This is a genomic window from Sphingorhabdus lacus (assembly GCF_009768975.1).
In the GTDB taxonomy this organism is placed as follows: Bacteria; Pseudomonadota; Alphaproteobacteria; order Sphingomonadales; family Sphingomonadaceae; genus Sphingorhabdus_B; species Sphingorhabdus_B lacus.
This window is the reverse complement of record NZ_CP035733.1, coordinates 2461428-2482790: the sequence shown is the minus strand read 5'-3', so window position 1 is coordinate 2482790 and position 21363 is coordinate 2461428. Positions and strand designations below refer to the sequence as shown.

Sequence of the window (21363 nt, the reverse complement as noted above, 5' to 3'; positions counted from 1 at the left end):
TCATCGTCATTAGCGCCGCTTCGCGACCAGTTTCCTTGCGATTCTGGTCCTCGTTTTACAAATTCCGAAAGGTTCGATTAGCGATGAAAACGCTATCCAGAGTTACGAAATCGATCCGCCCGCAGGACGTCCAGAAGGAATGGCATATCATTGATGCCGAAGGTCTGGTTGTCGGCCGCGTTGCGTCGATCATTGCCAACATCCTGCGCGGCAAGCACAAGCCAAGCTACACCCCCCACGTTGATTGCGGCGACCATGTTGTCGTTATCAATGCCGACAAGGTGCAGTTCACCGGCAAAAAGCTGGGCGACAAGGTCTACTACCGGCACACCGGCTATGCAGGCGGTATCAAGGGTATCACTGCTGCAAAGGTGCTGGAAGGTAAGTTTCCTGAGCGCGTTCTTGAAAAGGCTGTCGAGCGCATGGTTCCCCGCGGACCTCTCGGCCGTGCCCAGATGCGCGCATTACACCTCTACAATGGCACCGAGCATCCGCACGATGGCCAGCAGCCCAAGACGCTCGACGTCGCTTCCATGAACCGCAAGAACAAGGTGGGTGCATAATGTCCGATACCGCAAATTCACTCGCTGATCTCGAAACCTTGGGCGCCGAAGCACCCGCCCAGATCGCTGCAGTTATCCGTGAACAGGAAATTGACGCGCAGGGTCGTGCCTATGCTACCGGCCGTCGTAAAGACGCCGTTGCGCGCGTTTGGCTGAAGCCCGGCACTGGTAAGATCGTTGTCAACGGCCGTGACCAGGAAGTCTATTTCGCACGTCCTTCGCTGCGTCTCGTCATCAACCAACCGTTCGGCGTGACCGAGCGTACCGGCCAGTATGACGTCATCGCGACTGTTAAGGGTGGTGGTCTTTCGGGCCAGGCTGGCGCCGTCAAGCACGGTATTGCCCAAGCTTTGTCGAAATATGAGCCTCTGTTGCGCAGCGCGGTCAAGGCCGAAGGCTTCCTGACCCGTGACAGCCGTACCGTAGAACGTAAGAAATACGGTAAGGCCAAGGCACGTAAGAGCTTCCAGTTCTCGAAGCGTTAAGAATTTCAACGCACGGGGCCGTCAAGGTCCCGGCCTGTTGGAAACAAAGAGGCGGTCCTTTCGGGGGCCGCCTTTTTTCATTGTGCCCGAGGGCCACGACAGGCACATGGGGCGCATGATAAAAGCAATCCTCCTCACCCTTCTGGTCCTGATCGCTGCCATTGGCCTTTGGTTCTGGTCCAAAACCGATCCGCAAAAACTTGATCTGGTCGACCGGATTGCGCCTGGCGCAACGGAATATCAGGGCAAGGCTTCGGTAGGCATCGCCTATGGCCCCGATGAGCGGCAAAAGCTGGATGTCTATATTCCCACTGAAGTAGCGGATAAACCTTATCCGGTTCTGCTCTTCTTTCACGGCGGTGCGTGGCGCGACGGGGAACGTGATGGCTATGGCTTTCTAGGCCGTGCCTTCGCAGCACGCGGTATTGTGACCGTTGTCGCCGACTATCGCAAAACACCTAAAGTCCGGTTTCCGGCTTTCGTCGAAGACACCGCTGCGGCGATTGCGTGGGTTCAAACGAATATAGGCACCTATCGGGGTGATGCGGGCCGCATATATCTGATGGGGCATAGCGCCGGGGCACATATTGCCATGATGGCTGCCCTGGATCCGCAATGGCTTGCAGCCCAAAAGCTGGACAGCACGTCAATCAAGGGCGTCATCGGCCTTGCCGGACCTTATGACTTTCTTCCCCTGACCACCGATTCCTCCAAGATCGCGCTCGGCCACTGGCCGGATCTCAAGGAAACCCAGCCGATACATTATGCCCGCGCCGATGCGCCGCCGCTGCTGCTGCTCACCGGCGATATAGATACAGTCGTCAAACCGCGTAACAGCAAGGCGCTGGAGGCGAGGATGGCGGAACTTGGCGGCCAATCGAAGTTGAAAATTTATCCGAAAGTCGATCATGCCGATATCATCATGGCGATTGCCCGGCCGTTTCGGTCCAAAGCTCCGGTACTCGCGGACAGCGTCGCTTTCATCAAAGGCGAATAATCCCGCTGCCTATGGTTAACGGCTGCTTTACCATTCGGCGTTAAGGCGAATGGCGGAAATATCCGTCGGAAACCTTGCATGCGCGAATTGCACCATTTGAAAGACATGTTTGCCTTTTTCACCGATTTGACAGGTGAGTGGGCAATATTGCGTCGTTCAGCCAACTCGCAAAATCGAGATTTGATGGTAGCGCAACTGCAGGCGGCCGGTCGGTCGCACGTCGCGGCATTCATATCGGGGCTGGTCACCATGTGGCCTGCGCTCGCCATATTGTGGTTTGGCGGCGCCCAACCGCATTACGCACAATATGCCGCGCCCCTTTATAGCATAGCCGCCATCGTCGGATATCGCGTCCATGTCCGGATCAAGAATTACGATAGCCAGCATGATCCCGACGGGACCTATTTGCTGTTTTTGCGGCGTCTGTTCGTCCTTCAGGTAACCATCGAAGCCTTTAGCTGGGTGTTGTTGCTCGCCGATGTGTGGAGCTATCATCAGGATATCGGCATTCTTGTCGGCAGCGCGATGACGTTCGGGCTTATTGCCATCGGTGCGCTCATCTATCTATGCCTTCCGGCCGCAATGGTCATGTGGCTGTCCGTGATGACGATAGGCAGCACGATATCCGCGAGCTATTCCGGAATGGACATGCCGTGGTTCTTTTACGCCGGCATTGCCTTGTTCGGCGTCTCCTTGCACCGCGTTGCAATGATGCAATGGCGATCGTTCATGCAATCTCTGGACGATGCGCAGAAATTCGCCCGCGAACAGGAACGCTTCTTTGCAGCGGAGCAGGAACGACTGGAGGCGTTGGAAGCCGAGCGTCGTAATACGAGCGCGGTGCGCCAAGAAGAGCGTCTGCGCGCCGATCAGGAACAGCGTCAGGCCATGACGGCGCTGGCCAGCGAATTTGAACATTCGGTGCATGCCATTATCGATGTGATGGAATCGGCGGTCCGCGCGGTGGGTGAATCCTCACAGCAACTGGCGGCCATCGGTACGCAGACGCGGGAGCGGACTGATGCTATGGCTAACATGGCAACTAACATGAGCGGGGCGATCCAGATGGTTGCCGCGGCCGCCCGGCAGTTGAGCGAATCTTCGGACGCCATTTCCCATCAGGTTCATGACCAGGTCACGGCATCCGAAGCCGCAACCAAAAGCAGCAAGCAAGGCAGCGGCGTAATGGCGCATCTTGCGGGTGAAGCGGAAAAGGTCGGCGAGATTGCGGCCATGATCCAGGACGTTGCCGGAAAAACTAACCTGCTTGCGCTGAATGCCACGATTGAAGCTGCGCGCGCAGGTGATGCGGGACGTGGTTTTGCGGTTGTAGCCCAGGAAGTGAAAAGCCTTGCCAACCAGACCCATGGTGCCATCGGGTCTGTCACCACGACGGTGACGACGATCAAGGATCAGATGGACAACGCCGCGCGCATGGTCGGTTCGGTTGCCCATAAGCTGTCTCAAGTGCAGCAGGGCGCCAACAATATCGCGGTCGCTATCACGCAACAGCAGGCAGCCACCCGCGACATTAGCGGCCACGCCCATCATGCGGCGCAAGATGCCGAGCATGTGCGTGAATTCAGCAAGGAAGTGAATGTCGCCGCGGTTCAGGTCGGTGAAGTCGCCGACGAGATGCAGTTGGTGATGGGCGATCTGCAAAGCAGGGCCGGTGCCCTGCGCGAGGCAAGCCGGAATTTCCTCGACCGTTTACGCGCCGCCTGACGCAAGCGCGGCGTCAATTGCTGCCGTTGCCTTCGCTTTGACCGTTGCAAAAGGTTCCCGCCCGTCGAGTTCGATGATTGGCGCGCCTGCAAAGGTGAGCACAGGCGTCACGGCAATCTTTTTTTCCAGCAAATCACGGGCGTGGTCCGGTTTGCGCGCAAGGGCCGTTTCGATGTCGATGTTGATGCGGATCACCAGCGTCGGTAAATGCGCCGCCATCCATTCATATTTGGCCCGCTCGCGCCGAGACAGCCATGCAATAAAGCTGCTGCCTGCCTTTGCGGCTGAAAGACCCGGGCCATCGTAAAAGCCCGGCACTTCCACCTGCGGATAGCGGTCGGTAATGACAAGCCGGCCCGCGCGGCGATGCGCGAGCGTCTGCCGGAAGCGGCGCAAGCGTACGGTGGAAAGCAGATAAATGACGAGTGCCGTCGCTACACCGGGGATTTTCTGCTTCGTATCGCGCGCCTGTGACGCCCGTTTCGACAGCTTTTTCTCCAGCCAGCCACCGATAATTGGCCACTGTTTGATGGCCTCGCCCATCGCACCCGATTTGAGCCCGAGATAAACATAGGCCACAGGACGACGGGCGCTATAGTCGGCGACCAGCGCCTCGGCCAAAGTGGACTTGCCCGACCCGTCGCATCCGATAACCGCAATCAGCGGGGCAAGCGACGCCATCAGCTCAGCTCTTTAAAGAACCCGATCATTTTCAATCCGCCGATGATGAAGCGAAGGACGACCAGGGCGGCATAGGCCATAACCCAGTTGCCGTTCAGTGCCGCGACATCAAAACCGGTGCGGGCAAACCAAGTGAGAAACACACCGGTAGCAAGCAGGAACAGCTTATTCTGTTCGCGCCAAATCATACGTTTCCACCAGAAAGGATATTTGGGCGAGACCCAACCCGACAAGCGCGGAAGCAGGGCCGGGACATGCGCGGCCCAAGCGGCATGCGCTTCACCGAACTTGTCGCGCAAATACTCTTCTTCATAAACCGAAATCCGCTCGTAAACCAAAATGGCGAGTAGAAATACCAGAGCACCGAAGACCCAGCTTCCCGACAACATGGCAAGTCCGGTAAAATTCAGGATGCGGCCGACATAAAGCGGATTGCGCACCAGCGAATAAGGTCCGGTTGTGTTGAGTTCGGCAGCTTCAGCGGCGACCTTTGCGCGTCCCGATGTGCCGAGCGCTGCCCAACCACTGGTAAAGATGCGGACAATGGCGCCAGCGCTGGCGACGGCGAACGAGACCCAGAACCAGGCGCAGTCGGCTTGCGCCGTCGCAAAGGGGCCGATATCGCGGGTTAAAAAGGCGATCAACGTCGAAATCGCTATAATTGTGTAGATATATGTGCCGCGAATGAAGAATAGCGACTTGCCGCTGCGGGCCATTTCCTGTTGATACACCAACAATCCTAACTCGATGCTTTTAGAAGAGGACGTTCCCTTTGAACAACAATGGGGCAAAATCATGACATCCCCTTTAGCGCAGGGCCACACAGGCTGGTCCGCGCTCGTTCTGGCGGGTAGCAGACCCAAGGGCGACGCGCTTGCGGCCCATTTTGGTGTTTCAGCCAAAGCGCTGATCGACTTTGATGGTCTGCCAATGCTGAGCCACGTGCTGAAGGCGCTGCACGCCACCCCTGCCGTGCGCCAAATCATGGTGATCGCCCAGAACACCGACGCTCTGCTTGACGCTGTCGAACAGGGCGGTGGGGCGGTTTTGCGCCAAAGCAGCGCGGGTATCTCCAGCAGTATTGCAGAATTGGCCGGAACCAGCGGCTTACCCTTTCCGATCTTGGTGACCACAGCCGACCATCCCTTGCTTGAAGCGGATCTGCTGTCTGCGTTCATCACCGATGCAGGCGACGCCGATGTTGCCGTGGGCATGGTGGAGCGCTCTATTCTGATTGAGCGCTACCCATCGAACAAAAGGACATGGCTGAAATTTGCGGATGGCTATTGGTCCGGGGCCAACCTGTTTGCGTTGCAGTCGGTAAAATGCTTGCCCGCGCTTGAACTCTGGTCGCGTGCGGAACAGGATCGTAAAACGGCTTGGAAGCTTTTTCTGCACTTCGGCCCGTGGCTGGCCGTGCGGGCGCTAACGCGCACCATAGGGCTGGGTGAAGCACTACGGCAGGCGGGCAATAGACTGGGCCTGAAAGCCCGGCTTGTGCCCTTGGCAACACCCGAGGCCGCCATTGATGTCGACAAGCCGGATGACCACCGGCAGGCATTGGAAATCCGGCTCAACCGGAAACAGTCAAACCAGACGTAATTTGCGGGCCGTTTTGTCGCCAATGGCGCGGCGGTCTGCCTCGGGCAGGGCAAGGCGCAGGGATAGCCACAATGTGCCGATGACGACCGGCAACATCAGGACAATGGTCACCAGACGCGAAAGCAATTGGGCGGGCAAGGAAAACTGCGTCTCGATAACCCATTCAGCAAGCCCCACAAACGCCAGTCCGATAGCCACGCGGGGCGCGAAGGCAAAGGCCACCAGCACTAGGCCGGCGAAAAGCACTCTTTGCGCGAGCAGAGGTACGAACTGGATCGCCACGATCAGGAGCGATCCGGCAATGGCAACGCCCAATGCCTTCAAAAGAACCGCCAGGAAGGGCCGCTCGAACGGGTGGAGGTCGTCATGTAGATTGAGCTGGATCATGGGTATGGCGGACGCGGCTGCAAGGCCGATCGCAACGGCCCACGCCATAGCGTTCAGACCATATTGCGGTGTGAAATATCCCCCGATGACGAACGCCAATACCACGCCGGTGATGCTGCCAACCAGTTGGTGCCGGTGGGCCGACACGACCTGCTGGATCGGTGCCGCTGCGCCGCACACGGCTTCAAAGGCACGCGAGGCAAGCAAAATCCAGACCGCGATGAGCGCCTGTTCGACACCCGGACCAAAGACCGGCAGGATTGTCGGGCCCATCGCGCCCAGAACGGCGGCCAACGGGAGCGCCAGCGTCACAAGGACACGCGTCGAAAAACCATAGATGGAGGATACTTTCTCCTTTCCATCTTTGGAAAGGGCCGACGCCAGGGGTGCCAGCACATAGGCAAAGGCGGTGCGCACCAATTGCACCAGGCTCGATATTTTGCGCGCGACAATATAGAGGCTTGTCGCCACCGCGCCGCTCGCACCCGGCAGGATTGCATTAAGGGCAATGGCAGGGCCGTCGCCGAATATCCGCAAGGCAATGTTGGTCGGAAGAACGGCCAATCCTGCCTTCAGTGTGGCGTGAAACATGTCGTCGACCAGCGGACCTTTGAACATCAGCCGCAATTCGAAATTCTTTGCCAAAAGGCGGACGCATAAAAGGCAGGTTGCGCCCAAAGAAATTAGGTGGCCGATATAAAGCGCCCGTGTCGACCAGCCCGCAAAGAACAGGCTGACGACGACCAGCAAGCGGATCAATTGTTCCCAGAACAGGCGCAGCCGGATCTCCGCGCCAAAAATGCGGCGCGCACGCAGGGCCGATGTTGCGACTTCGACAAAGGACCAGAGCGGAAGCGCCCAGATGAACAGGCGAATGATCTCGGTTGCCTGTGCGGAATCGCGGGCGTCGGCGTTGAAAAATTTCGAAACCGGTTCTGCGAGAATGAATACGGTGATCGCAATGAGGATGCAGGGTATAACGCCAAGGATTAAAGCGGCGCGTAAGGCGGCAGCCTCCTTTTGCGCGGATGTTGCTTGCGGGATGACGCGCTGCATCGCCCCGGTGGTTCCCAAATCCGCTACATTCTGCGTCAGATTTGTCGCGGCCCACAGCGCGCCGTAAAATCCATAGCCTGCCAATCCGAAAAGCCAGATGTAGAGCGGTTGCGCGACGACTTCGAGCACACCGCCCAACCGGGCGAGCAGGGTGGTGCCTGCGCCTTTTGCCACATCGCGTGCGGAGATTTCGTCGTCCGTTTTTGTATCTGTCATTGGTGGCGCCCCGCTACGCCGCGACTTCCCTCTATGGCAAGCGCTATTAATAGGTCCCGACCCTAGGGCCTGTCACCGCCCCATTTTCTTTTGCCGCCGCCGCTGCACCGAAGAACCGATCCCCATGGCTTCGCGATATTTGGCGACAGTCCGCCTCGCAATGTCGAAGCCTTTGGCGTTGAGCAGATCGACTAACGTATCGTCCGACAGGATTTTGGCACCCTCGCCATCGATGAGTGTCTTGATATGGCTCTTGACCGCTTCGGCAGAAACCCCGTCGCCATCGGCGGACTGGACCCCGGAGGAGAAGAAATATTTCAGGTCAAACAAACCCCGGTCGCAATGCAGATATTTATTGCTGGTCACCCGGCTGACCGTCGATTCATGCATTTCGATGGCGTCGGCAACCTGGCGCAGGGTCAGCGGCCTGAGATGCGCCACGCCGCCACGAAAGAAACCGTCTTGTTGCTTCACTATTTCGGTTGCGACCTTGATGATCGTCCGCTGCCTCTGGTCCATGGCCTTGATCAGCCAATTGGCGTCGGCCATGCATTCGTTGAGCCACGCCTTCGTCGCTTTGTCCTGCCCCAGTTCGGCAACATAGGTCCGGTTGATCAGCAGGCGGGGTAAATTCGCGCTGTTCAATTCGATGGCCCATCCCGCCCCGCGCGCGGTTACAAAGATATCGGGGGTAACAGCGACACTGCTTTCGCTTTCAAAACGGCAGCCCGGTTTGGGATCGTAACTGCGCAGCTCGATCATCATGTCCCGCAAATCTTCGTCATCGACGCGGCACATGCGCTTCAACTGGTCAAAGGCGCCTTTGGCAACCAGATCGAGATTGTTGATCAGCTTGGCCATGCACGGGTCATAACGGTCCGCTTCTTTGGCTTGCAGCATGATGCATTCCGCAAGGTCGCGTGCGCCGACACCAGTGGGATCGAAACGCTGCACTTCGGTCAGCGCCTCTTCCATCTCGGCCATGCTGACGCCCAGCCGGTGTGCCATCGCCAGAAGGTCCGCGCCCAAATAGCCGGTTGGCTCGATCTGCTCGATAATCTGTTGCGCCAGAAACAGCAGGCGACCCGAAAGGCTTGCCCCGGCTTGCGCCATCAAATGTTCGCGCAGGCTGATATCGGCGGCGGCGAAGCTATCGAAATCGGGACCTTCCCCGTCGAAGCTGCTGGCCGTGTTTCCACCGGACAGGCCCAGCATGCCATCTGCGCCCCCAACGCTATCGGCAACGCCATCATGGTGGAAGGTTTCCGCGCCGAAATCGACGTCCAATGCTTCCGAAGCGGCCATATCCGTGCCGCCCAAAACATCGTCGCTGCTGCGATCGCCGCTCTCGGTGGTGGGCAATGCGGTAAAGTCATCCGGTGGACTTTCCGCCTGAATCTCGCTGGTTCCGGTTTCGAGCAGCGGATTGCGCTCCACCTCTTCGGCGATGAACGCCTCGATCTCCATTGAGGACAGCGCCAAAAGCTTGATCGCCTGCTGCAACTGCGGCGTCATCACCAGCGATTGGCTTTGGCGTAGGTCGAGGCGGGGCGCTAATGCCACAGGCTAGTTATTCAGACTGGGGATGGCTGGAAATTCTGCATGAGCGCATGCCATTACATCGCAAAACTCTCGCCGAGATACAGACGGCGCACATTGGGGTCGGCGACCAGCGCTTCCGGCGAGCCTGAAAACAGGACTTGTCCGCCATAGATGATGCAGGCGCGGTCAACAATTTCCAATGTTTCGCGCACATTATGGTCGGTTATCAGAACGCCAATGCCGCGTGTTTTGAGGTCTTTTACGAGATTACGGATATCCGAAATCGAAATGGGGTCGATCCCTGCAAAAGGTTCATCGAGCAGCATGATCGACGGGTTGGCTGCGAGTGCACGTGCAATTTCGCACCGCCGCCGTTCACCACCCGAAAGCGCCATGGCGGGTGCGCTGCGCAACCGGCCAAGTCCGAATTCATCCAGCAGGGTTTCCAGCCGTGCCGCACGGGCGCTGGCGTCCGGTTCGGCCATTTCGAGGACGGCGCTGATATTCTGCTCGACGGTCATGCCTCGGAAAATCGAGGTTTCCTGAGGCAGATAACCAAGCCCCAATATCGCCCGGCGGTACATGGGCAGGCCAGTTATGTCGGCGCCATCCAATGTTATGCGTCCGCTATCCGGTTTGACGAGACCCATGATGGAATAGAAGCAGGTGGTTTTACCCGCACCGTTCGGCCCAAGAAGGCCCACGACCTCGCCCTTGGCGACCGAAAGCGAAACATCGGTGAGGACGGCGCGCTTGTCATAGCTTTTGGCAATGGAGACCACGCCCAGTCCCGACTGTACGCTTTCTGAAATGTTCGCATCCGCGGCCGGGCGCTCTGCTGTTATGCTGTCCATATCAAATCATAGTCCGCAATTGACGGGTGGTATCGTTTCAACAGCTACCCAGTCTGCGGACAACATGCAATTGGCATGATTCATGCCTGACCATTTTGGCGCAATTAGTTTTTGCGGGGCGGTACGGTAAATGTGCCGGATACCCGGCCACCCGAGGTGCTTGTTCCGGCAGGGCCACCGCCATTGATCGTCGAACGGCCGGAATTGAGATCAATGACCAGGCGTCCGCCGTTCAGCTTGTTGCTTCCCTGCACGAGGTTCACATTGCCGATTAACGTGATCAGGCTGGAATTTAGGTCGTAGATCGCCGCATTGCTTGTCGCGCGCAGGTCGTCTTTGGTGATCGTGACGCCCCCGGTGGCGTCGAGCCGCTCGACATCGGTGCCTCCGCCATTGCTCGAATAGGCTGCGGTCAGGCGGCTTGATTTCAGCACAAGTCCCGCCTGCGTCACGGTAACGCCACCTGCCAGGACAACCCGGTCGGCGCGGTCTTGCAATTCCAGCGAGCCGGCCGTGAAATCAACGGGGGCGTTGCTGTTGTGGTTGCGGATGGATTGCGCCGAGGATGCGGTAGACAAAATAGCCGCCGCGCCGAGTACCGTGCAAAGACCTGTCATGAAAGAGCGTGTGTTCATTACGGCCTCACTTAATCGCATTCTGGTTGATACGCAAATGGACGCCGCCATCGAGCCGCACGACCCGGGTTTCCAGATCGGCCTTCAACCGCTTTGCCTCAAATGTACCAACTTTTGTCCGTCCGCTGACCGCGCCGAAACTTTGCATGGTCTTATCTTTCAGCGACAGCTCCACATTGCTCGCGACCATATTATAGTCGGGCGAGGTGACGGCGAGCGGTCCATTCACACGCATGGTTTCGCGGTTGAGATTGTAGGAACCCCGCTGCGCTGAAATAGACGCAGGTCCGTCTTTCAAAAGGATGCGGGCGGATAGGGATGTCATGTCCAGCACGGGTTCGGCAGATGTTTTCTGCACGGCGCTACCGGCGCGAAGCGAAAAAGGCCGGCCCTCGCTGTCCTCACCGCGATAGAGCGCCTCGATAAGCCGCATGCGTTCGCGCGAAAGACTGACTTCATCCTTGTTCAAGACAAAGCTGAGCTCCTGGGTGCCGGCGAACGGGCTGAACGCCAGCACGGCGAGCAATATCCCGATGATGCTCGGCAACCCGACGCGCAGGAAACGGATGAGCCGGTCATGCCGTCCGCCGGGCAGGGCCCAACGTTGCCTTTGTGTGCGTTCAAGATCGGCCAGTTCGGACATAGGAGCGTTAAACGCCTTCGAACCTTAACTGTGCCCGAATATATCGATTTCCGGCCATCCCGCCAAATCCAGTTCGGCGCGGTGGGGGAGGAAGTCGAAACAGGCCTGAGCCAGCTGCATCCGGCCTTCACGTTCCAGCCGGACGACAAATTCGGCATGCAGACGGTGCAGATAGCGCACGTCGCTTGCCGCATAATCCTTCTGCGCCTCGGACAAGGCAGGGCCGCCCCAATCGCTGGACTGCTGCTGCTTGGAAATGTCCGTCGCCAGCATTTCCTTCACCAGTTCCTTGAGGCCATGCCGGTCGGTATATGTCCGCGTCAGACGCGATGCGATTTTGGTGCAGAACAGCGGCGCGGCCGTCACATTCAGATAATGCGAAATGGCGGCCAGATCGAATCGCGCGAAGTGGAACAGCTTCAACCGTTGCGGGTCAGCCAGAACGGCGCGCAGATTCGGCGCGGCGTAATCGCTATCCGGGCCGAAACGGACGAGATGCTCGTCCCCTTTGCCATCCGAAATCTGCAACAGGCACAGCCGGTCGCGCGGCGTGATCAAACCCATTGTTTCGGTGTCGACAGCAACAGGTCCCGCAGCCAAAACGTCCGCGGGTAAGTCTTCTTCATGCAAATATACGCTCATGACTGGTCCCTTGCCCGACCATGCCCGTCAACGCAAATAAAACTGCGATTCTGTGCGCCGGAATAGGGCACGTAATATTTGCTATCGCGTAATCTTTTAATGGGATATAGCTTGGGCTTGCGCGATCAGGAAGGGCCGCGCTTGTGATGTGCAGGACTGGCGCCCTCGACTGCATAGACTAATTTGTTTTGGGCGGTGAGAAGGCAAGTACGAAGACATGGGTTTTGATCGCAAGCGTAACGGCCGTGGCCGGGACAAACGAGACGGTTTTGGGGATGACAGCTATGATGGCTACCGGGCACCCCCTCCATTCCAGAGTGATTTTGGCGGCGGACGTCCTAGTGGCGGATTCGGCGGCGGCGCAGGTGGCGGTGGCGGCTTCGGCGGACCCCGTCGTGGTGCCGGCGGACCCCCGATGCCCGCGCAGGTCATTGGCTCCGGCAAGGGAATAGTCAAATTTTTCAATGGCCAAAAGGGTTTCGGCTTCATCCAGGTGGATGACCGCCCCGATGATGTGTTCGTGCACATCAGCGCTGTTGAGCAGGCCGGTCTTTCCGGTCTGGCCGAAGGGCAGCCGCTCGAATTCACGCTGGTGGATCGTGGTGGCAAGGTGTCTGCGACCGATCTGGTCATCGATGGCGAACCCATCGCCGTACCCGAGCGCGCACCGCGTCCTGAACGTAGTTTCGACCGCGATCGTGCCCCCCGCGAAGGTGGTGGTTTCCGTGGTGGCGATCGTGATTCGGCCCCTCGTGGACCACAGCGCGAATCGACCGGCGAACGCGCCAATGGCACTGTGAAATTCTTCAACGACATGAAGGGTTTTGGATTCGTGCAGCGCGATGACGGCGGCGAAGATGTGTTTGTGCACATCTCGGCCCTGGAACGCTCGGGCATGGGTCAGGTGACGCAGGGCGATCGTTTATCGTTCGATATCGAGATTGATCGTCGTGGCAAATTTTCGGCGGCTAACCTCAGCGCGCTTTCCGAATAAGCCGAACGCAAATTTATAGAAAGGCGGGTGCAGCGTAAAGCTTCACCCGCCTTTTTTATGGCTTAAAAAAGGTCAGGCTTTCCCGATGGTCGCCGCAAGGAACCATGCGCGTTGCTCTGCCTGATCCGTCCAATCGTCGAGCAGCCCGTCGGTCGCATTGTCGCCCGCCTCTTCGGCGAGGTCTTTGGCTTCCTTTAGCGCTTTCACCAAAGTCTCGTTATCCGAATGCAGCTCCTTCAACATCTTGGCGGCATCGGTGGACGTGGAATCATGATCCTTTATACGCTGCTTGCCCGCTATGGCGCCGATCGAGGTCAAGGTATCCTGGCCCAATTTCCGCACGCGCTCGGCTACAAGGTCGGTCGTTGCGATCAATTCGGTGGCCTGTTCGTCGAACAGCAGATGATATTCACGGAAATGCGGGCCGGTGACATGCCAGTGAAAATTTTTCGTCTTCAGATAGAGCGCATAATAATCTGCAAGCAGCCCGTTCAGGGCGTCGGCCAATGCCTTTTTGCTGTTATCACCTTCTGCCATTTACAATCTCCGTATCGGGGTTCTTTGATTGAACGCAGTATAGAGGGGCTGGTTCCCTCTTGCCATCGGAGCCTGTCGTTCAGACAGAGTGACGGAGTCGCTTAAGAGATCCCGAACGCCTGCGTTGCCAGCATGAAACCCCATAGCAACAATAGTCCGCCAGAGATCCAGCGAATGGGCTTGAGAGGCACAATTTGCGCGAGGCGTTCGCGCAGCAGGACAGCCGGGATGGTCGCTGCCATGATCCCCGTAAAGCCACCTATAAGCGCCATTCCCCAATAGGGCGTGCGCGCGCTTTGCGCCGCGATGATGAACTGGCTCTTGTCTCCGAATTCGAGAATGAACAATCCCAAAAAGGCGGTGAGAAAAGCGGGTAATTTCCAGTTTGTCAGCGGGTCAACTGTGCGCCGCCACATCAACATTCCGGCACCGGCAAATATATAGGCGAGGCCGGCAAACAGCTTGACCGGCGCTTCGCTGATCCACTGATCTATAACGGAACCTCCTGCGGCAGAAAGGGCGCTGTTGCATAAGGTCGCAAGCGCAAGTCCGGCGAGGATCGCGCCATTTTTATGGTAGCGCAACGCGAGCGCAGCCGCCAGAATCTGTGTCCGGTCGCCCATTTCGGCGAGAAAGACGGACAGGAATGTGGAAAGCAGTGCGTCCATGGCATGCTACTAGCATCGGGGGATTAAAATCTGGAGAAAAAGATATCGGCCTGTTCGGCGTCAGTTGGGGAGGCGAACAGCCACCGATGCCAACAGCGATTGCGTCACCGAAGGGCTGAGTTGCGAACAACCAATCGCATCTTCCAATATGCCGGTAAAGCTGCTGACCACCGAATCGCCACCTCCATGATCAATAACACGCTGCATTGTGGCTTCGAATACGCTGGCAATCTCGGCAACCGTCGCGAACTGGTGGACCGTTGCCGTCTTGCGGATGGCTTCAAGGCGGACGAGGAATTGCAGGGGGTTGGTATCGAACGATGTCAAGCGAAGAGCTTCCAGCAAATCGCTCAATTCTGCGCGAATCAGCATTTGCCGATCATGATCCATTTCCATGGCAAAGCCCCTATGCGCCGTGATAAAGGCAGTTTGCGCCAACATGGTTAACAAGTCGTGAAACTGTGGTCCTGATCGCAGATGACATTCATATGGGCCAGAATCTGGCCAGAACCCGACTCAAGGCTTGACTTTAGGCGCGCGAATCCGCAAAGGCGCGCGTCTGTGAACGGGCCGCGTCATTGCTGCCGCTGTTTTTAACGAAATTCGAACACGAAGGAATGGGCCATGGCGAAGCCAGCCACGATCAAGATCAAGCTGCTCAGCACTGCTGACACTGGCTTTTTCTATGTCACCAAGAAGAACCCGCGCAACATCACCGAAAAGATGACGTTCCGCAAATATGATCCCGTTGTGCGCAAGCATGTCGAGTTCAAGGAAGCCAAAATCAAGTAAGCTTTATAGCTGCTTGTAGTGGTAATCGATCAGGGCGCTTCGGGCGCCCTTTTTGATTCATATCGCTCGCGCCCTTGCGCATGACGGGCTTGCGTCTACATCATATCCCGGATGCACAAATTAATTCACCAATGGACCTGGGCCGCACCTGTGTTGGCCTGGCTACTGATTGCGGCGGCGGTTGGCATGACATTGCCAGCCGGACTTCTGGCAGTGGTCCTGATTGCCACCGTATTGGCCGCTGTGCACCATGCAGAACTCGTCGCGCACAGGGTAGGGGAGCCTTTCGGCACCTTTTTGCTCGCCATTGCCGTTACAATAATCGAGCTCGGCCTGATTATCACCCTCATGTCAGCCGCAGGTCCTGATGCCGCGAGCCTAGCGCGCGATACCGTTTTCGCAGCGGTAATGATCATCCTCAACGGCCTGATCGGCGCTTGCATATTTTTCGGCGCAATCGTGCATAAAGAGCAAAGTTTCAAACAGACCGGTGTGAGTGCGTCGCTCGCAACGCTCTGCGCCTTGACCGTGTTGACGCTCGTATTGCCCAATTTCACCGTCAGCGAACCGGGGCCGGTCTATTCCCCTTCGCAACTGGGCTTTGTGGCGATTGTTTCTTTCCTGCTCTACGCAACCTTCGTGGCCGTGCAGACCGTGCGCCACCGCGACTATTTCTTGCCCGCCAAGACACTGGCGGCGGATGAGGATATCCATGCCGACCCGCCTACCAACGCGCAAACGGTGTTTTCCGCTGTCGCGTTGCTCGCCTGTCTGGGCGCTGTGGTGCTGCTTGCCAAAACACTGGCGCCAACAATCGAAGCAGCGGTTGCCTCGGCCGGTGCCCCGCGTGCGGTTGTGGGGGTGATTATCGCGGCGCTTGTTTTGCTACCGGAAAGCGTGGCTGCGGTTCGGGCGGCTCTGGCCAACCGTCTTCAGACGAGCCTCAATCTCGGTCTAGGGTCTGCGTTGGCGACGATCGGCTTGACGATTCCTGCCGTTGCCGCGCTGTCCTTGATGGTTGGCCTACCGATCGCCCTGGGATTGGACATGAAGGGAATGGTGTTGCTGTTCCTGACTCTGGTCGTCACCACCTTGACGCTTGGCACCGGCAAGACGACGGTACTTCAAGGGGCAGTGCATCTGCTGATTTTCGCGGTCTATCTGTTTACGACCATCGTGCCGTAAAGGCATCGGGATCAACCGATAATAGCCCGGACAGCTTCCAGAAACTTCATCACAGATACTGGCTTTGACAGATAACCGCGCGCGCCTGCCTGCAGGATGCGCTCTTCGTCGCCTTTACCGGCATAGGCGGTGACGGCCATCACCGGAATTGCGGAAAGAACAGGGTCCTTCTGCATGGCCTCGATCAGGTCGATGCCGCTGACATGCGGCAACTGGATGTCCATGATCACGAGATCCGGCGCGAACATCCGGGCCTGTTCCAACGCCAGCCGCCCATCACGCACACCTTCAACAGTGAACTGGTGCGCACGCAGCAGGTCGGTGAAAAGCTTGAGGTTCAATTCATTGTCCTCAACAATCATCACCTTTTTTGACATGTGCGCCCTTTTCCCGCTTTGCGTTCGACCGATGCTTCGCTTAAGCCAAAGCCATGCACGAAACAAATAGCAAGTTAGAAGCGTCGAGTCTGGCGTTCCAGGCCTTGGCTTGGGCGTTGATGGACACGTCGCGCGCCGACCGGTTGCTCGCGCTCACGGGCCTGACACCGGAAGGCTTGCGCACCTCAATCCACCACCGCGGGACTCAAGCGGCCATACTCTCTTTTCTGGAGGCGTATGAGCCCGACCTGATTGCCTGCGCAGAGGTCATCGGTGTGCCCCCGACCCATTTGGTCAAAGCCCGTGAGGAATTGGAAATATGAGCAAGCCTTTGTTGATTTCGGACTGCGACGAAGTGCTGTTGCATATGATTGTTCCGTTTCGTGACTGGCTGGACGAAGCGCATCATATCCATTTCGACCTCGTCCATGGGGATTGGGGGGAGGCCTTGCGCCACAAGCATGACGGCACCGTTGTCGAACGGGGACAGGTCTGGGACTTGCTCAACGGCTTTTTCGATACGGAAATGCACCGGCAACAGGCGATTGACGGGGCGGTGGCTGCGGTTAACCGGCTAAACGAAGTTGCCGATGTGGTGATATTGACCAATTTGCTCGACCATCGTGCCGAACCGCGCGCAGCGCAGTTGAAGGCGGTGGGTATCACGGCGCCTGTCTACACAAATCAGGGCGGCAAGGGCGAGGCGCTCGGCCGCATATTGGACGAGTATAAACCGAGCGTAGCGGTCTTCGTCGATGATCTGGGGCACCAGCATGATTCGGTCGGGGAGCTTTTTCCCGACGTCTGGCGGCTGCATTTTGTCGGGGAGCCTTTATTGTGGGAGAGGGTGAAGTCTTCCAAGGCCGCGCATGCACGTTTGGACCGATGGGCGGACGCTGAGCATTGGATCCGGGAGAAACTGGTGGCAAATGAAGCCGCACCTGCTTTGGAAAAGGGATTGTCATGATTGAAGAAAAACTCACCGAATTGGGCATCATCCTGCCTGAACCTGCAGCTCCGGTCGCGTCCTATGTACCGACGGTCGACGCGGGCGGGATGCTTTATGTGTCCGGGCAATTGCCCTTTGTCGACGGCAAGGTGATTACCGGAAAGGTTGGCGATGCGCGCAGTTTGGCCGATGGCCAACTCGCCGCCCGGGCGTGCGGCATCATGCTGATCGCGCAGATCAAAAAAGCGCTGGGCGGGGATCTGGACCGTGTCGAGCGGATCGTCAAACTGGGTGTCTTTGTTGCATCGACATCCGAATTTACCGATCAACCGGAGGTCGCAAACGGCGCGTCCGACTTGATGGAGGCGGTGTTCGGCGATGCCGGAAAACACGCGCGTGCAGCGGTATCGGTGCCTGTCCTACCGCGCGATGCGACCGTGGAAATCGACTGTGTTGTAAAGGTGCGCGCGATTTAATGGCGCCCTTCATTTCCGTTCGTGTCGAGCGCAGTCGAGACACCCGGAAGGCGCGCACTCCCTCATGGCATCTCGACTGCGCTCGATGCGAACGGTTTTGGGTGGGCTATGTCTGAGGTTACTGCCGAACTGCTGAGCCGGGTTAGCGATGTCGCGCCTGCCGCTTGGGATGCGCTCAACCCGCGCGGCAACCCTTTTGTCAGCCACGCCTTCCTGTCGGCGCTTGAGGAATCGGGTAGCGTTGGCCCGGGTACGGGATGGTCGCCCGCCCCTATCGTTATCCGGGATACGGAGGACACCCCTGCGGCGGCACTACCTGCTTATCTGAAGACGCATAGCCAGGGCGAATATGTGTTCGACCACCATTGGGCCGATGCCTTCGAACGGGCGGGCGGACGTTATTATCCAAAGCTACAAATAGCGGCGCCCTTTTCGCCGGTGCCGGGTCCAAGGCTTATGATGCGCGATCCGCTGCATGCGGCATCGCTGCTGGCGGCTGCCGAAACCGTGGTCGACCAAAATGGTCTGTCCTCGGCCCATGCGACCTTTGTCGACGAGTCCGAGCTGGACTATTATCGCGCGGCGGGCTGGCTTGTGCGCATCGGTACGCAATTCCACTGGCAAAATCGCGGCTATGGCAGTTTTGACGATTTTCTGGGCGAATTGTCTTCGCGCAAACGCAAGGCAATCCGCAAGGAACGGGCGGCGGCGCAGGCATCTGTTCGGATCGAGCAAATTTCGGGGGCGGATATCACCGCCGAAATGTGGGACGCCTTTTGGGTTTTCTATCAGGATACCGGCGCACGCAAATGGGGGCGACCCTATCTTACGCGGTCCTTTTTCGATATCATTGGCGACAGCATGAAGGACAGCATTATCCTGTTCCTTGCCTATGATGGCGCCACGCCCATTGCCGGTGCGTTGAACTTCGCCAGTCCCGAGTGCCTCTATGGCCGCTATTGGGGCTGCACCCGTGACGTCCCCTTTCTCCATTTCGAGCTCTGCTATTATCAGGCCGTCGACTATGCGATCGCGCATAGTCTGCCGCGTGTCGAAGCTGGGGCGCAGGGCGAACACAAGCTGGCGCGGGGCTATGAGCCGGTCCCGACCTATTCTGCGCACTATATTGCCAATGGCGGCTTTCGTTCGGCGGTTTCCGATTTTCTGGAGCGCGAGACACACGCCATGGAACGCGAGATCGAGTTTCTGGGCGAAATGGGGCCGTTCAAGCGGCTCTGATTTTTCGGAATGGAGGCGCAAAACGCTGCTTGCAATCCCGAATTTAATCGCGCAATTAAACATGCAGAGAGGAATCAGCCATGAGCAAACCAAGCCCCCAAGAACTTGCGGATTTCGAAAAGCAATGCGACGCCTGGTTCGCCGAGAATACAGTGCGCGATCCCGGATTCATGCTGCCCCTGACCTTTATGGAAGTGTCCACCGACCAGCAGTTCGACTTTCTGCGCGCATGGCAGCGCAAGGTGTATGAGGCTGGCTATTTCGGCATGAGCTGGCCCACCGAATATGGTGGCTATGGCATGCATCCCGAATATCAGCGGATCGCCACGCGTATCATGAAATCGCATGATGCGCCGATCATGATCAACGCGATTGCCAATGGCTGGACCGGACCTCTGTTGCTCGACATCGGCCGGGAAGAGGACAAGCGCCGTTATATCAAGCCGATGCTGAGCGCGGAGGAAATCTGGTGTCAGGGCTTTTCCGAACCCGAGCATGGCTCCGATCTCGGCTCCGCGCAGACCAAGGCTGTGCGGGATGGCGACGAATATGTGATCAACGGATCGAAAATCTGGACCTCGCTAGGTGACCGCGCGGATTATATGATCCTGCTCGCACGGACCTCGAATGATGGCCCGAGCAAATATGCAGGGCTCAGCTTTTTCCTGGCGCCGATGAAGATTCCCGGCGTGGAAACACGGCGGCTGAAAAAACTGACCGGTGAATATGGCTTTACCCAATGCTTCTTCACCGACGCGCGGATCCCTGCATCGGGCCTTGTCGGCGAAGAGGGACAAGGCTGGATGGTCGCCATGAAAACGCTGGAATATGAGCGCGGCGCGAAGGTCAATCCGGTGGGTGGTTATTTCGTCAAGGAAATGGATGTGATGAGCATCGTCGATTTCGCCCGCACGGCAAAACGGGGTGGCAAGCCGGTGCTCGACGATCCCGTGATGCGTGACAAGCTGGTCGAATATATGATCGACATTCAAGCGCTGAACCTGAACAACCAGCGCCGCCGCATGGCGCCCTTGACCAGTGACCGGCCGATGGGGCTCGCCCTGATGAACAAGCTTGCCCGCACCGAGCTGGTTCGGGAGCTGACCGAATTCTCGTTGCAGTTTCAGGGGAACCGCGCGGGCTATTATGTCGGCGATGAGAATGCGGTCGACGACGGTTATTGGCACCGTTCCTATCTGAACAGCTTTTCCGCCACCATTGGCGGCGGCACCAGCCAGATTCAGAAGAATATCATCGGAGAACATGTGCTGGGACTGCCCAAAGGGCGGTGATTGCGCCTACCCCGCAGCCATGACGATAGTCCGCTCAAGGCTGCCCTGACCAATTGGAGGTAAACATGTCTGAAGTTTTGACCCAGGCGCAAGATGGCGTCCTGATTATCACGATCAACAGGCCCGAAGCTAAGAACGCCGTCAATCAGGCGGTTGCGCAGGGTATTGCGGCGGCGATGGAGCAACTCGATGCCGACAAAAGCCTGAACGCCGGGATCATTACCGGCGCGGGTGGTACTTTCTGCTCGGGTATGGATCTCAAAGCTTTCCTGAAAGGCGAATTGCCGAGCATCAAGGGCAAGGGTTTCGCAGGGTTCATTGAATCGCCCCCCGCCAAGCCCTTGATCGGGGCGGTGGAAGGATATGCCCTGGCCGGAGGCATGGAGATAGCCATCGCTTGCGACCTTCTGGTGGCCAACACCCAAGCCCAATTCGGTATTCCCGAAGTCAAGCGCAGTCTGGTCGCTGCCGCCGGCGGGTTGCTGACATTGCCGTCGATCATTGGCAAAAGAATGGCGATGGAGCTGGCGTTGACCGGTGATTTTATCTCTGCACAGCGCGCTTATGAGATCGGCTTTGTAAATCGTTTAACAGACGGCGCAGCTATCGACGCAGCTTTGGAACTGGCGTCCAAGGTGGCTGCCAATGGCCCGCTGGCCTTGATCGCCACGAAAAGGGTCATCAACGAAAGGCCGGACTGGAACTCGACCGAGATGTGGAAGAAGCAGAATGAAATCTGCAGTCCGGTCTTCACATCAAAGGATTCGCGCGAAGGCGCATTAGCTTTTGCGGAAAAACGTAAACCAAATTGGCAAGGTGAGTAATC

The 21363-nt window shown here is 57.8% G+C and carries 26 protein-coding genes; 14 read left to right on the top strand and 12 right to left on the bottom strand.

The window, feature by feature from the left end:
* Positions 1 to 83 precede the first annotated feature (83 nt).
* The 4 genes from rplM to EUU25_RS11675 all read left to right on the top strand — a co-directional run bounded on the left by rplM (position 84) and on the right by EUU25_RS11675 (position 3770).
* Complete coding sequence (gene rplM, locus EUU25_RS11690; protein ID WP_158901171.1) at positions 84 to 563, top strand: 50S ribosomal protein L13; 480 nt, start codon at positions 84 to 86, stop codon at positions 561 to 563.
* On the top strand, positions 563 to 1048 hold the full coding sequence (gene rpsI / locus EUU25_RS11685; protein WP_158901170.1) for a 30S ribosomal protein S9: 486 nt from the start codon (positions 563 to 565) through the stop codon (positions 1046 to 1048). Before rplM ends, rpsI begins: the two co-directional genes overlap by 1 nt.
* A 115-nt stretch (positions 1049 to 1163) precedes the next feature.
* Complete coding sequence (locus tag EUU25_RS11680) at positions 1164 to 2045, top strand: alpha/beta hydrolase (protein WP_158901169.1); 882 nt, start codon at positions 1164 to 1166, stop codon at positions 2043 to 2045.
* A gap of 78 nt (positions 2046 to 2123) precedes the next feature.
* Positions 2124 to 3770 (top strand): methyl-accepting chemotaxis protein, encoded by a 1647-nt coding sequence (locus EUU25_RS11675; protein WP_158901167.1) that lies wholly within the window; start codon positions 2124 to 2126, stop codon positions 3768 to 3770.
* Here the strand turns inward: EUU25_RS11675 and EUU25_RS11670 are convergent.
* Positions 3756 to 4451, bottom strand: a complete 696-nt coding sequence (locus tag EUU25_RS11670) for a nucleoside/nucleotide kinase family protein (RefSeq protein WP_158901165.1) — start codon at positions 4449 to 4451, stop codon at positions 3756 to 3758. The two genes, EUU25_RS11675 and EUU25_RS11670, sit on opposite strands and share 15 nt — an antisense overlap.
* The gene (locus EUU25_RS11665; protein WP_158901163.1) at positions 4451 to 5248 is read right to left on the bottom strand and encodes a methyltransferase family protein; all 798 of its coding nucleotides are present in this window, start codon (positions 5246 to 5248) and stop codon (positions 4451 to 4453) included. The genes EUU25_RS11670 and EUU25_RS11665 overlap by 1 nt, the downstream gene beginning before the upstream one ends.
* On the opposite strand from EUU25_RS11665, the gene EUU25_RS11660 reads away from it, so the two are divergent.
* A complete protein-coding gene (locus EUU25_RS11660; RefSeq protein WP_158901161.1) occupies positions 5247 to 6053 on the top strand; it encodes a nucleotidyltransferase family protein in 807 nt (268 codons plus the stop codon). The genes EUU25_RS11665 and EUU25_RS11660 overlap by 2 nt on opposite strands.
* Here EUU25_RS11660 and EUU25_RS11655 read toward each other — a convergent pair.
* The 6 genes from EUU25_RS11655 to EUU25_RS11630 form a co-directional block, all read right to left on the bottom strand.
* A complete protein-coding gene (locus EUU25_RS11655) occupies positions 6039 to 7712 on the bottom strand; it encodes a lipopolysaccharide biosynthesis protein (protein ID WP_158901159.1) in 1674 nt (557 codons plus the stop codon). The genes EUU25_RS11660 and EUU25_RS11655 overlap by 15 nt on opposite strands.
* Before the next feature lie 72 nt (positions 7713 to 7784).
* Positions 7785 to 9275: an RNA polymerase factor sigma-54 gene (gene rpoN, locus EUU25_RS11650; protein WP_158901157.1), complete on the bottom strand. Its 1491-nt coding sequence runs from the start codon at positions 9273 to 9275 to the stop codon at positions 7785 to 7787.
* Between the two features lie 53 nt (positions 9276 to 9328).
* Positions 9329 to 10108, bottom strand: a complete 780-nt coding sequence (gene lptB / locus EUU25_RS11645) for an LPS export ABC transporter ATP-binding protein (protein WP_158901155.1) — start codon at positions 10106 to 10108, stop codon at positions 9329 to 9331.
* Positions 10109 to 10212: 104 nt separating this feature from the next.
* A complete protein-coding gene (locus EUU25_RS11640) occupies positions 10213 to 10743 on the bottom strand; it encodes an LptA/OstA family protein (protein WP_373472364.1) in 531 nt (176 codons plus the stop codon).
* A gap of 7 nt (positions 10744 to 10750) precedes the next feature.
* Positions 10751 to 11386 (bottom strand): LPS export ABC transporter periplasmic protein LptC, encoded by a 636-nt coding sequence (lptC, locus tag EUU25_RS11635; RefSeq protein ID WP_158901153.1) that lies wholly within the window; start codon positions 11384 to 11386, stop codon positions 10751 to 10753.
* A gap of 24 nt (positions 11387 to 11410) precedes the next feature.
* The gene (locus tag EUU25_RS11630) at positions 11411 to 12028 is read right to left on the bottom strand and encodes a ribonuclease D (protein ID WP_158901151.1); all 618 of its coding nucleotides are present in this window, start codon (positions 12026 to 12028) and stop codon (positions 11411 to 11413) included.
* Positions 12029 to 12245: 217 nt separating this feature from the next.
* Here EUU25_RS11630 and EUU25_RS16640 point away from each other — a divergent pair, with 217 nt between their 5' ends.
* Positions 12246 to 13022, top strand: a complete 777-nt coding sequence (locus tag EUU25_RS16640) for a cold-shock protein (RefSeq protein WP_158901149.1) — start codon at positions 12246 to 12248, stop codon at positions 13020 to 13022.
* A gap of 72 nt (positions 13023 to 13094) precedes the next feature.
* Here the strand turns inward: EUU25_RS16640 and EUU25_RS11620 are convergent, their stop codons facing one another.
* From EUU25_RS11620 to EUU25_RS11610, 3 genes are all read right to left on the bottom strand, one after another.
* Positions 13095 to 13559 carry a Dps family protein gene (locus tag EUU25_RS11620; protein WP_158901147.1) on the bottom strand — a complete coding sequence of 155 codons (465 nt, stop codon included), beginning with the start codon at positions 13557 to 13559 and terminating at the stop codon, positions 13095 to 13097.
* 101 nt (positions 13560 to 13660) lie between these two features.
* Positions 13661 to 14227: a TMEM165/GDT1 family protein gene (locus EUU25_RS11615; protein WP_158901145.1), complete on the bottom strand. Its 567-nt coding sequence runs from the start codon at positions 14225 to 14227 to the stop codon at positions 13661 to 13663.
* A gap of 60 nt (positions 14228 to 14287) precedes the next feature.
* Positions 14288 to 14623: a hypothetical protein gene (locus EUU25_RS11610; protein WP_158901143.1), complete on the bottom strand. Its 336-nt coding sequence runs from the start codon at positions 14621 to 14623 to the stop codon at positions 14288 to 14290.
* 228 nt (positions 14624 to 14851) lie between these two features.
* On the opposite strand from EUU25_RS11610, the gene rpmG reads away from it, so the two are divergent.
* Together rpmG and EUU25_RS11600 are read left to right on the top strand one after the other, a co-directional pair.
* Positions 14852 to 15019, top strand: coding sequence for a 50S ribosomal protein L33 (rpmG, locus tag EUU25_RS11605; protein ID WP_125229418.1), 168 nt, complete (start codon positions 14852 to 14854; stop codon positions 15017 to 15019).
* A 111-nt stretch (positions 15020 to 15130) separates the two neighbouring features.
* Complete coding sequence (locus EUU25_RS11600) at positions 15131 to 16204, top strand: calcium:cation antiporter (protein WP_158901141.1); 1074 nt, start codon at positions 15131 to 15133, stop codon at positions 16202 to 16204.
* An 11-nt stretch (positions 16205 to 16215) separates the two neighbouring features.
* Here EUU25_RS11600 and EUU25_RS11595 read toward each other — a convergent pair whose 3' ends face one another.
* Complete coding sequence (locus tag EUU25_RS11595; protein WP_158901139.1) at positions 16216 to 16581, bottom strand: response regulator; 366 nt, start codon at positions 16579 to 16581, stop codon at positions 16216 to 16218.
* Between the two features lie 53 nt (positions 16582 to 16634).
* Here EUU25_RS11595 and EUU25_RS11590 point away from each other — a divergent pair, with 53 nt between their 5' ends.
* The 6 genes from EUU25_RS11590 (at position 16635) to EUU25_RS11565 (ending at position 21361) form a co-directional block, all read left to right on the top strand.
* The gene (locus EUU25_RS11590) at positions 16635 to 16904 is read left to right on the top strand and encodes a DUF3572 family protein (protein ID WP_158901137.1); all 270 of its coding nucleotides are present in this window, start codon (positions 16635 to 16637) and stop codon (positions 16902 to 16904) included.
* Positions 16901 to 17548 (top strand): HAD family hydrolase, encoded by a 648-nt coding sequence (locus EUU25_RS11585; RefSeq protein ID WP_158901135.1) that lies wholly within the window; start codon positions 16901 to 16903, stop codon positions 17546 to 17548. The genes EUU25_RS11590 and EUU25_RS11585 overlap by 4 nt, the downstream gene beginning before the upstream one ends.
* The gene (locus tag EUU25_RS11580) at positions 17545 to 18006 is read left to right on the top strand and encodes a RidA family protein (RefSeq protein ID WP_158901133.1); all 462 of its coding nucleotides are present in this window, start codon (positions 17545 to 17547) and stop codon (positions 18004 to 18006) included. Before EUU25_RS11585 ends, EUU25_RS11580 begins: the two co-directional genes overlap by 4 nt.
* 108 nt (positions 18007 to 18114) lie before the next feature.
* Entirely contained in the window at positions 18115 to 19245 is a 1131-nt protein-coding gene (locus tag EUU25_RS11575) for a GNAT family N-acetyltransferase (RefSeq protein WP_158901131.1), read from the top strand.
* Between the two features lie 80 nt (positions 19246 to 19325).
* The gene (locus tag EUU25_RS11570) at positions 19326 to 20537 is read left to right on the top strand and encodes an acyl-CoA dehydrogenase family protein (protein WP_158901129.1); all 1212 of its coding nucleotides are present in this window, start codon (positions 19326 to 19328) and stop codon (positions 20535 to 20537) included.
* A 65-nt stretch (positions 20538 to 20602) separates the two neighbouring features.
* Positions 20603 to 21361 carry a crotonase/enoyl-CoA hydratase family protein gene (locus tag EUU25_RS11565; protein WP_158901127.1) on the top strand — a complete coding sequence of 253 codons (759 nt, stop codon included), beginning with the start codon at positions 20603 to 20605 and terminating at the stop codon, positions 21359 to 21361.
* The last annotated feature ends 2 nt before the right edge of the window (positions 21362 to 21363 follow it).

Excerpts from the sequence above, each read along its gene's own strand:
- EUU25_RS11670 (WP_158901165.1), bottom strand. The coding sequence starts at position 4,451 with ATGGCGTCGCTTGCCCCGCTGATTGCGGTTATCGGATGCGACGGGTCG.
- EUU25_RS11680 (WP_158901169.1), top strand. The coding sequence starts at position 1,164 with ATGATAAAAGCAATCCTCCTCACCCTTCTGGTCCTGATCGCTGCCATT.
- rpmG (WP_125229418.1), top strand. The coding sequence starts at position 14,852 with ATGGCGAAGCCAGCCACGATCAAGATCAAGCTGCTCAGCACTGCTGAC.
- EUU25_RS11615 (WP_158901145.1), bottom strand. The coding sequence starts at position 14,227 with ATGGACGCACTGCTTTCCACATTCCTGTCCGTCTTTCTCGCCGAAATG.
- EUU25_RS11575 (WP_158901131.1), top strand. The coding sequence starts at position 18,115 with ATGTCTGAGGTTACTGCCGAACTGCTGAGCCGGGTTAGCGATGTCGCG.
- EUU25_RS11620 (WP_158901147.1), bottom strand. The coding sequence starts at position 13,559 with ATGGCAGAAGGTGATAACAGCAAAAAGGCATTGGCCGACGCCCTGAAC.
- EUU25_RS11595 (WP_158901139.1), bottom strand. The coding sequence starts at position 16,581 with ATGTCAAAAAAGGTGATGATTGTTGAGGACAATGAATTGAACCTCAAG.
- EUU25_RS11665 (WP_158901163.1), bottom strand. The coding sequence starts at position 5,248 with ATGATTTTGCCCCATTGTTGTTCAAAGGGAACGTCCTCTTCTAAAAGC.
- rpsI (WP_158901170.1), top strand. The coding sequence starts at position 563 with ATGTCCGATACCGCAAATTCACTCGCTGATCTCGAAACCTTGGGCGCC.
- lptC (WP_158901153.1), bottom strand. The coding sequence starts at position 11,386 with ATGTCCGAACTGGCCGATCTTGAACGCACACAAAGGCAACGTTGGGCC.
- EUU25_RS11630 (WP_158901151.1), bottom strand. The coding sequence starts at position 12,028 with ATGAGCGTATATTTGCATGAAGAAGACTTACCCGCGGACGTTTTGGCT.
- EUU25_RS11585 (WP_158901135.1), top strand. The coding sequence starts at position 16,901 with ATGAGCAAGCCTTTGTTGATTTCGGACTGCGACGAAGTGCTGTTGCAT.
- EUU25_RS11610 (WP_158901143.1), bottom strand. The coding sequence starts at position 14,623 with ATGGAAATGGATCATGATCGGCAAATGCTGATTCGCGCAGAATTGAGC.
- lptB (WP_158901155.1), bottom strand. The coding sequence starts at position 10,108 with ATGGACAGCATAACAGCAGAGCGCCCGGCCGCGGATGCGAACATTTCA.
- EUU25_RS11565 (WP_158901127.1), top strand. The coding sequence starts at position 20,603 with ATGTCTGAAGTTTTGACCCAGGCGCAAGATGGCGTCCTGATTATCACG.
- EUU25_RS11640 (WP_373472364.1), bottom strand. The coding sequence starts at position 10,743 with ATGAACACACGCTCTTTCATGACAGGTCTTTGCACGGTACTCGGCGCG.
- rplM (WP_158901171.1), top strand. The coding sequence starts at position 84 with ATGAAAACGCTATCCAGAGTTACGAAATCGATCCGCCCGCAGGACGTC.
- EUU25_RS11600 (WP_158901141.1), top strand. The coding sequence starts at position 15,131 with ATGCACAAATTAATTCACCAATGGACCTGGGCCGCACCTGTGTTGGCC.
- EUU25_RS11675 (WP_158901167.1), top strand. The coding sequence starts at position 2,124 with ATGCGCGAATTGCACCATTTGAAAGACATGTTTGCCTTTTTCACCGAT.
- EUU25_RS11580 (WP_158901133.1), top strand. The coding sequence starts at position 17,545 with ATGATTGAAGAAAAACTCACCGAATTGGGCATCATCCTGCCTGAACCT.
- EUU25_RS11590 (WP_158901137.1), top strand. The coding sequence starts at position 16,635 with ATGCACGAAACAAATAGCAAGTTAGAAGCGTCGAGTCTGGCGTTCCAG.
- EUU25_RS11655 (WP_158901159.1), bottom strand. The coding sequence starts at position 7,712 with ATGACAGATACAAAAACGGACGACGAAATCTCCGCACGCGATGTGGCA.
- EUU25_RS16640 (WP_158901149.1), top strand. The coding sequence starts at position 12,246 with ATGGGTTTTGATCGCAAGCGTAACGGCCGTGGCCGGGACAAACGAGAC.
- EUU25_RS11570 (WP_158901129.1), top strand. The coding sequence starts at position 19,326 with ATGAGCAAACCAAGCCCCCAAGAACTTGCGGATTTCGAAAAGCAATGC.
- EUU25_RS11660 (WP_158901161.1), top strand. The coding sequence starts at position 5,247 with ATGACATCCCCTTTAGCGCAGGGCCACACAGGCTGGTCCGCGCTCGTT.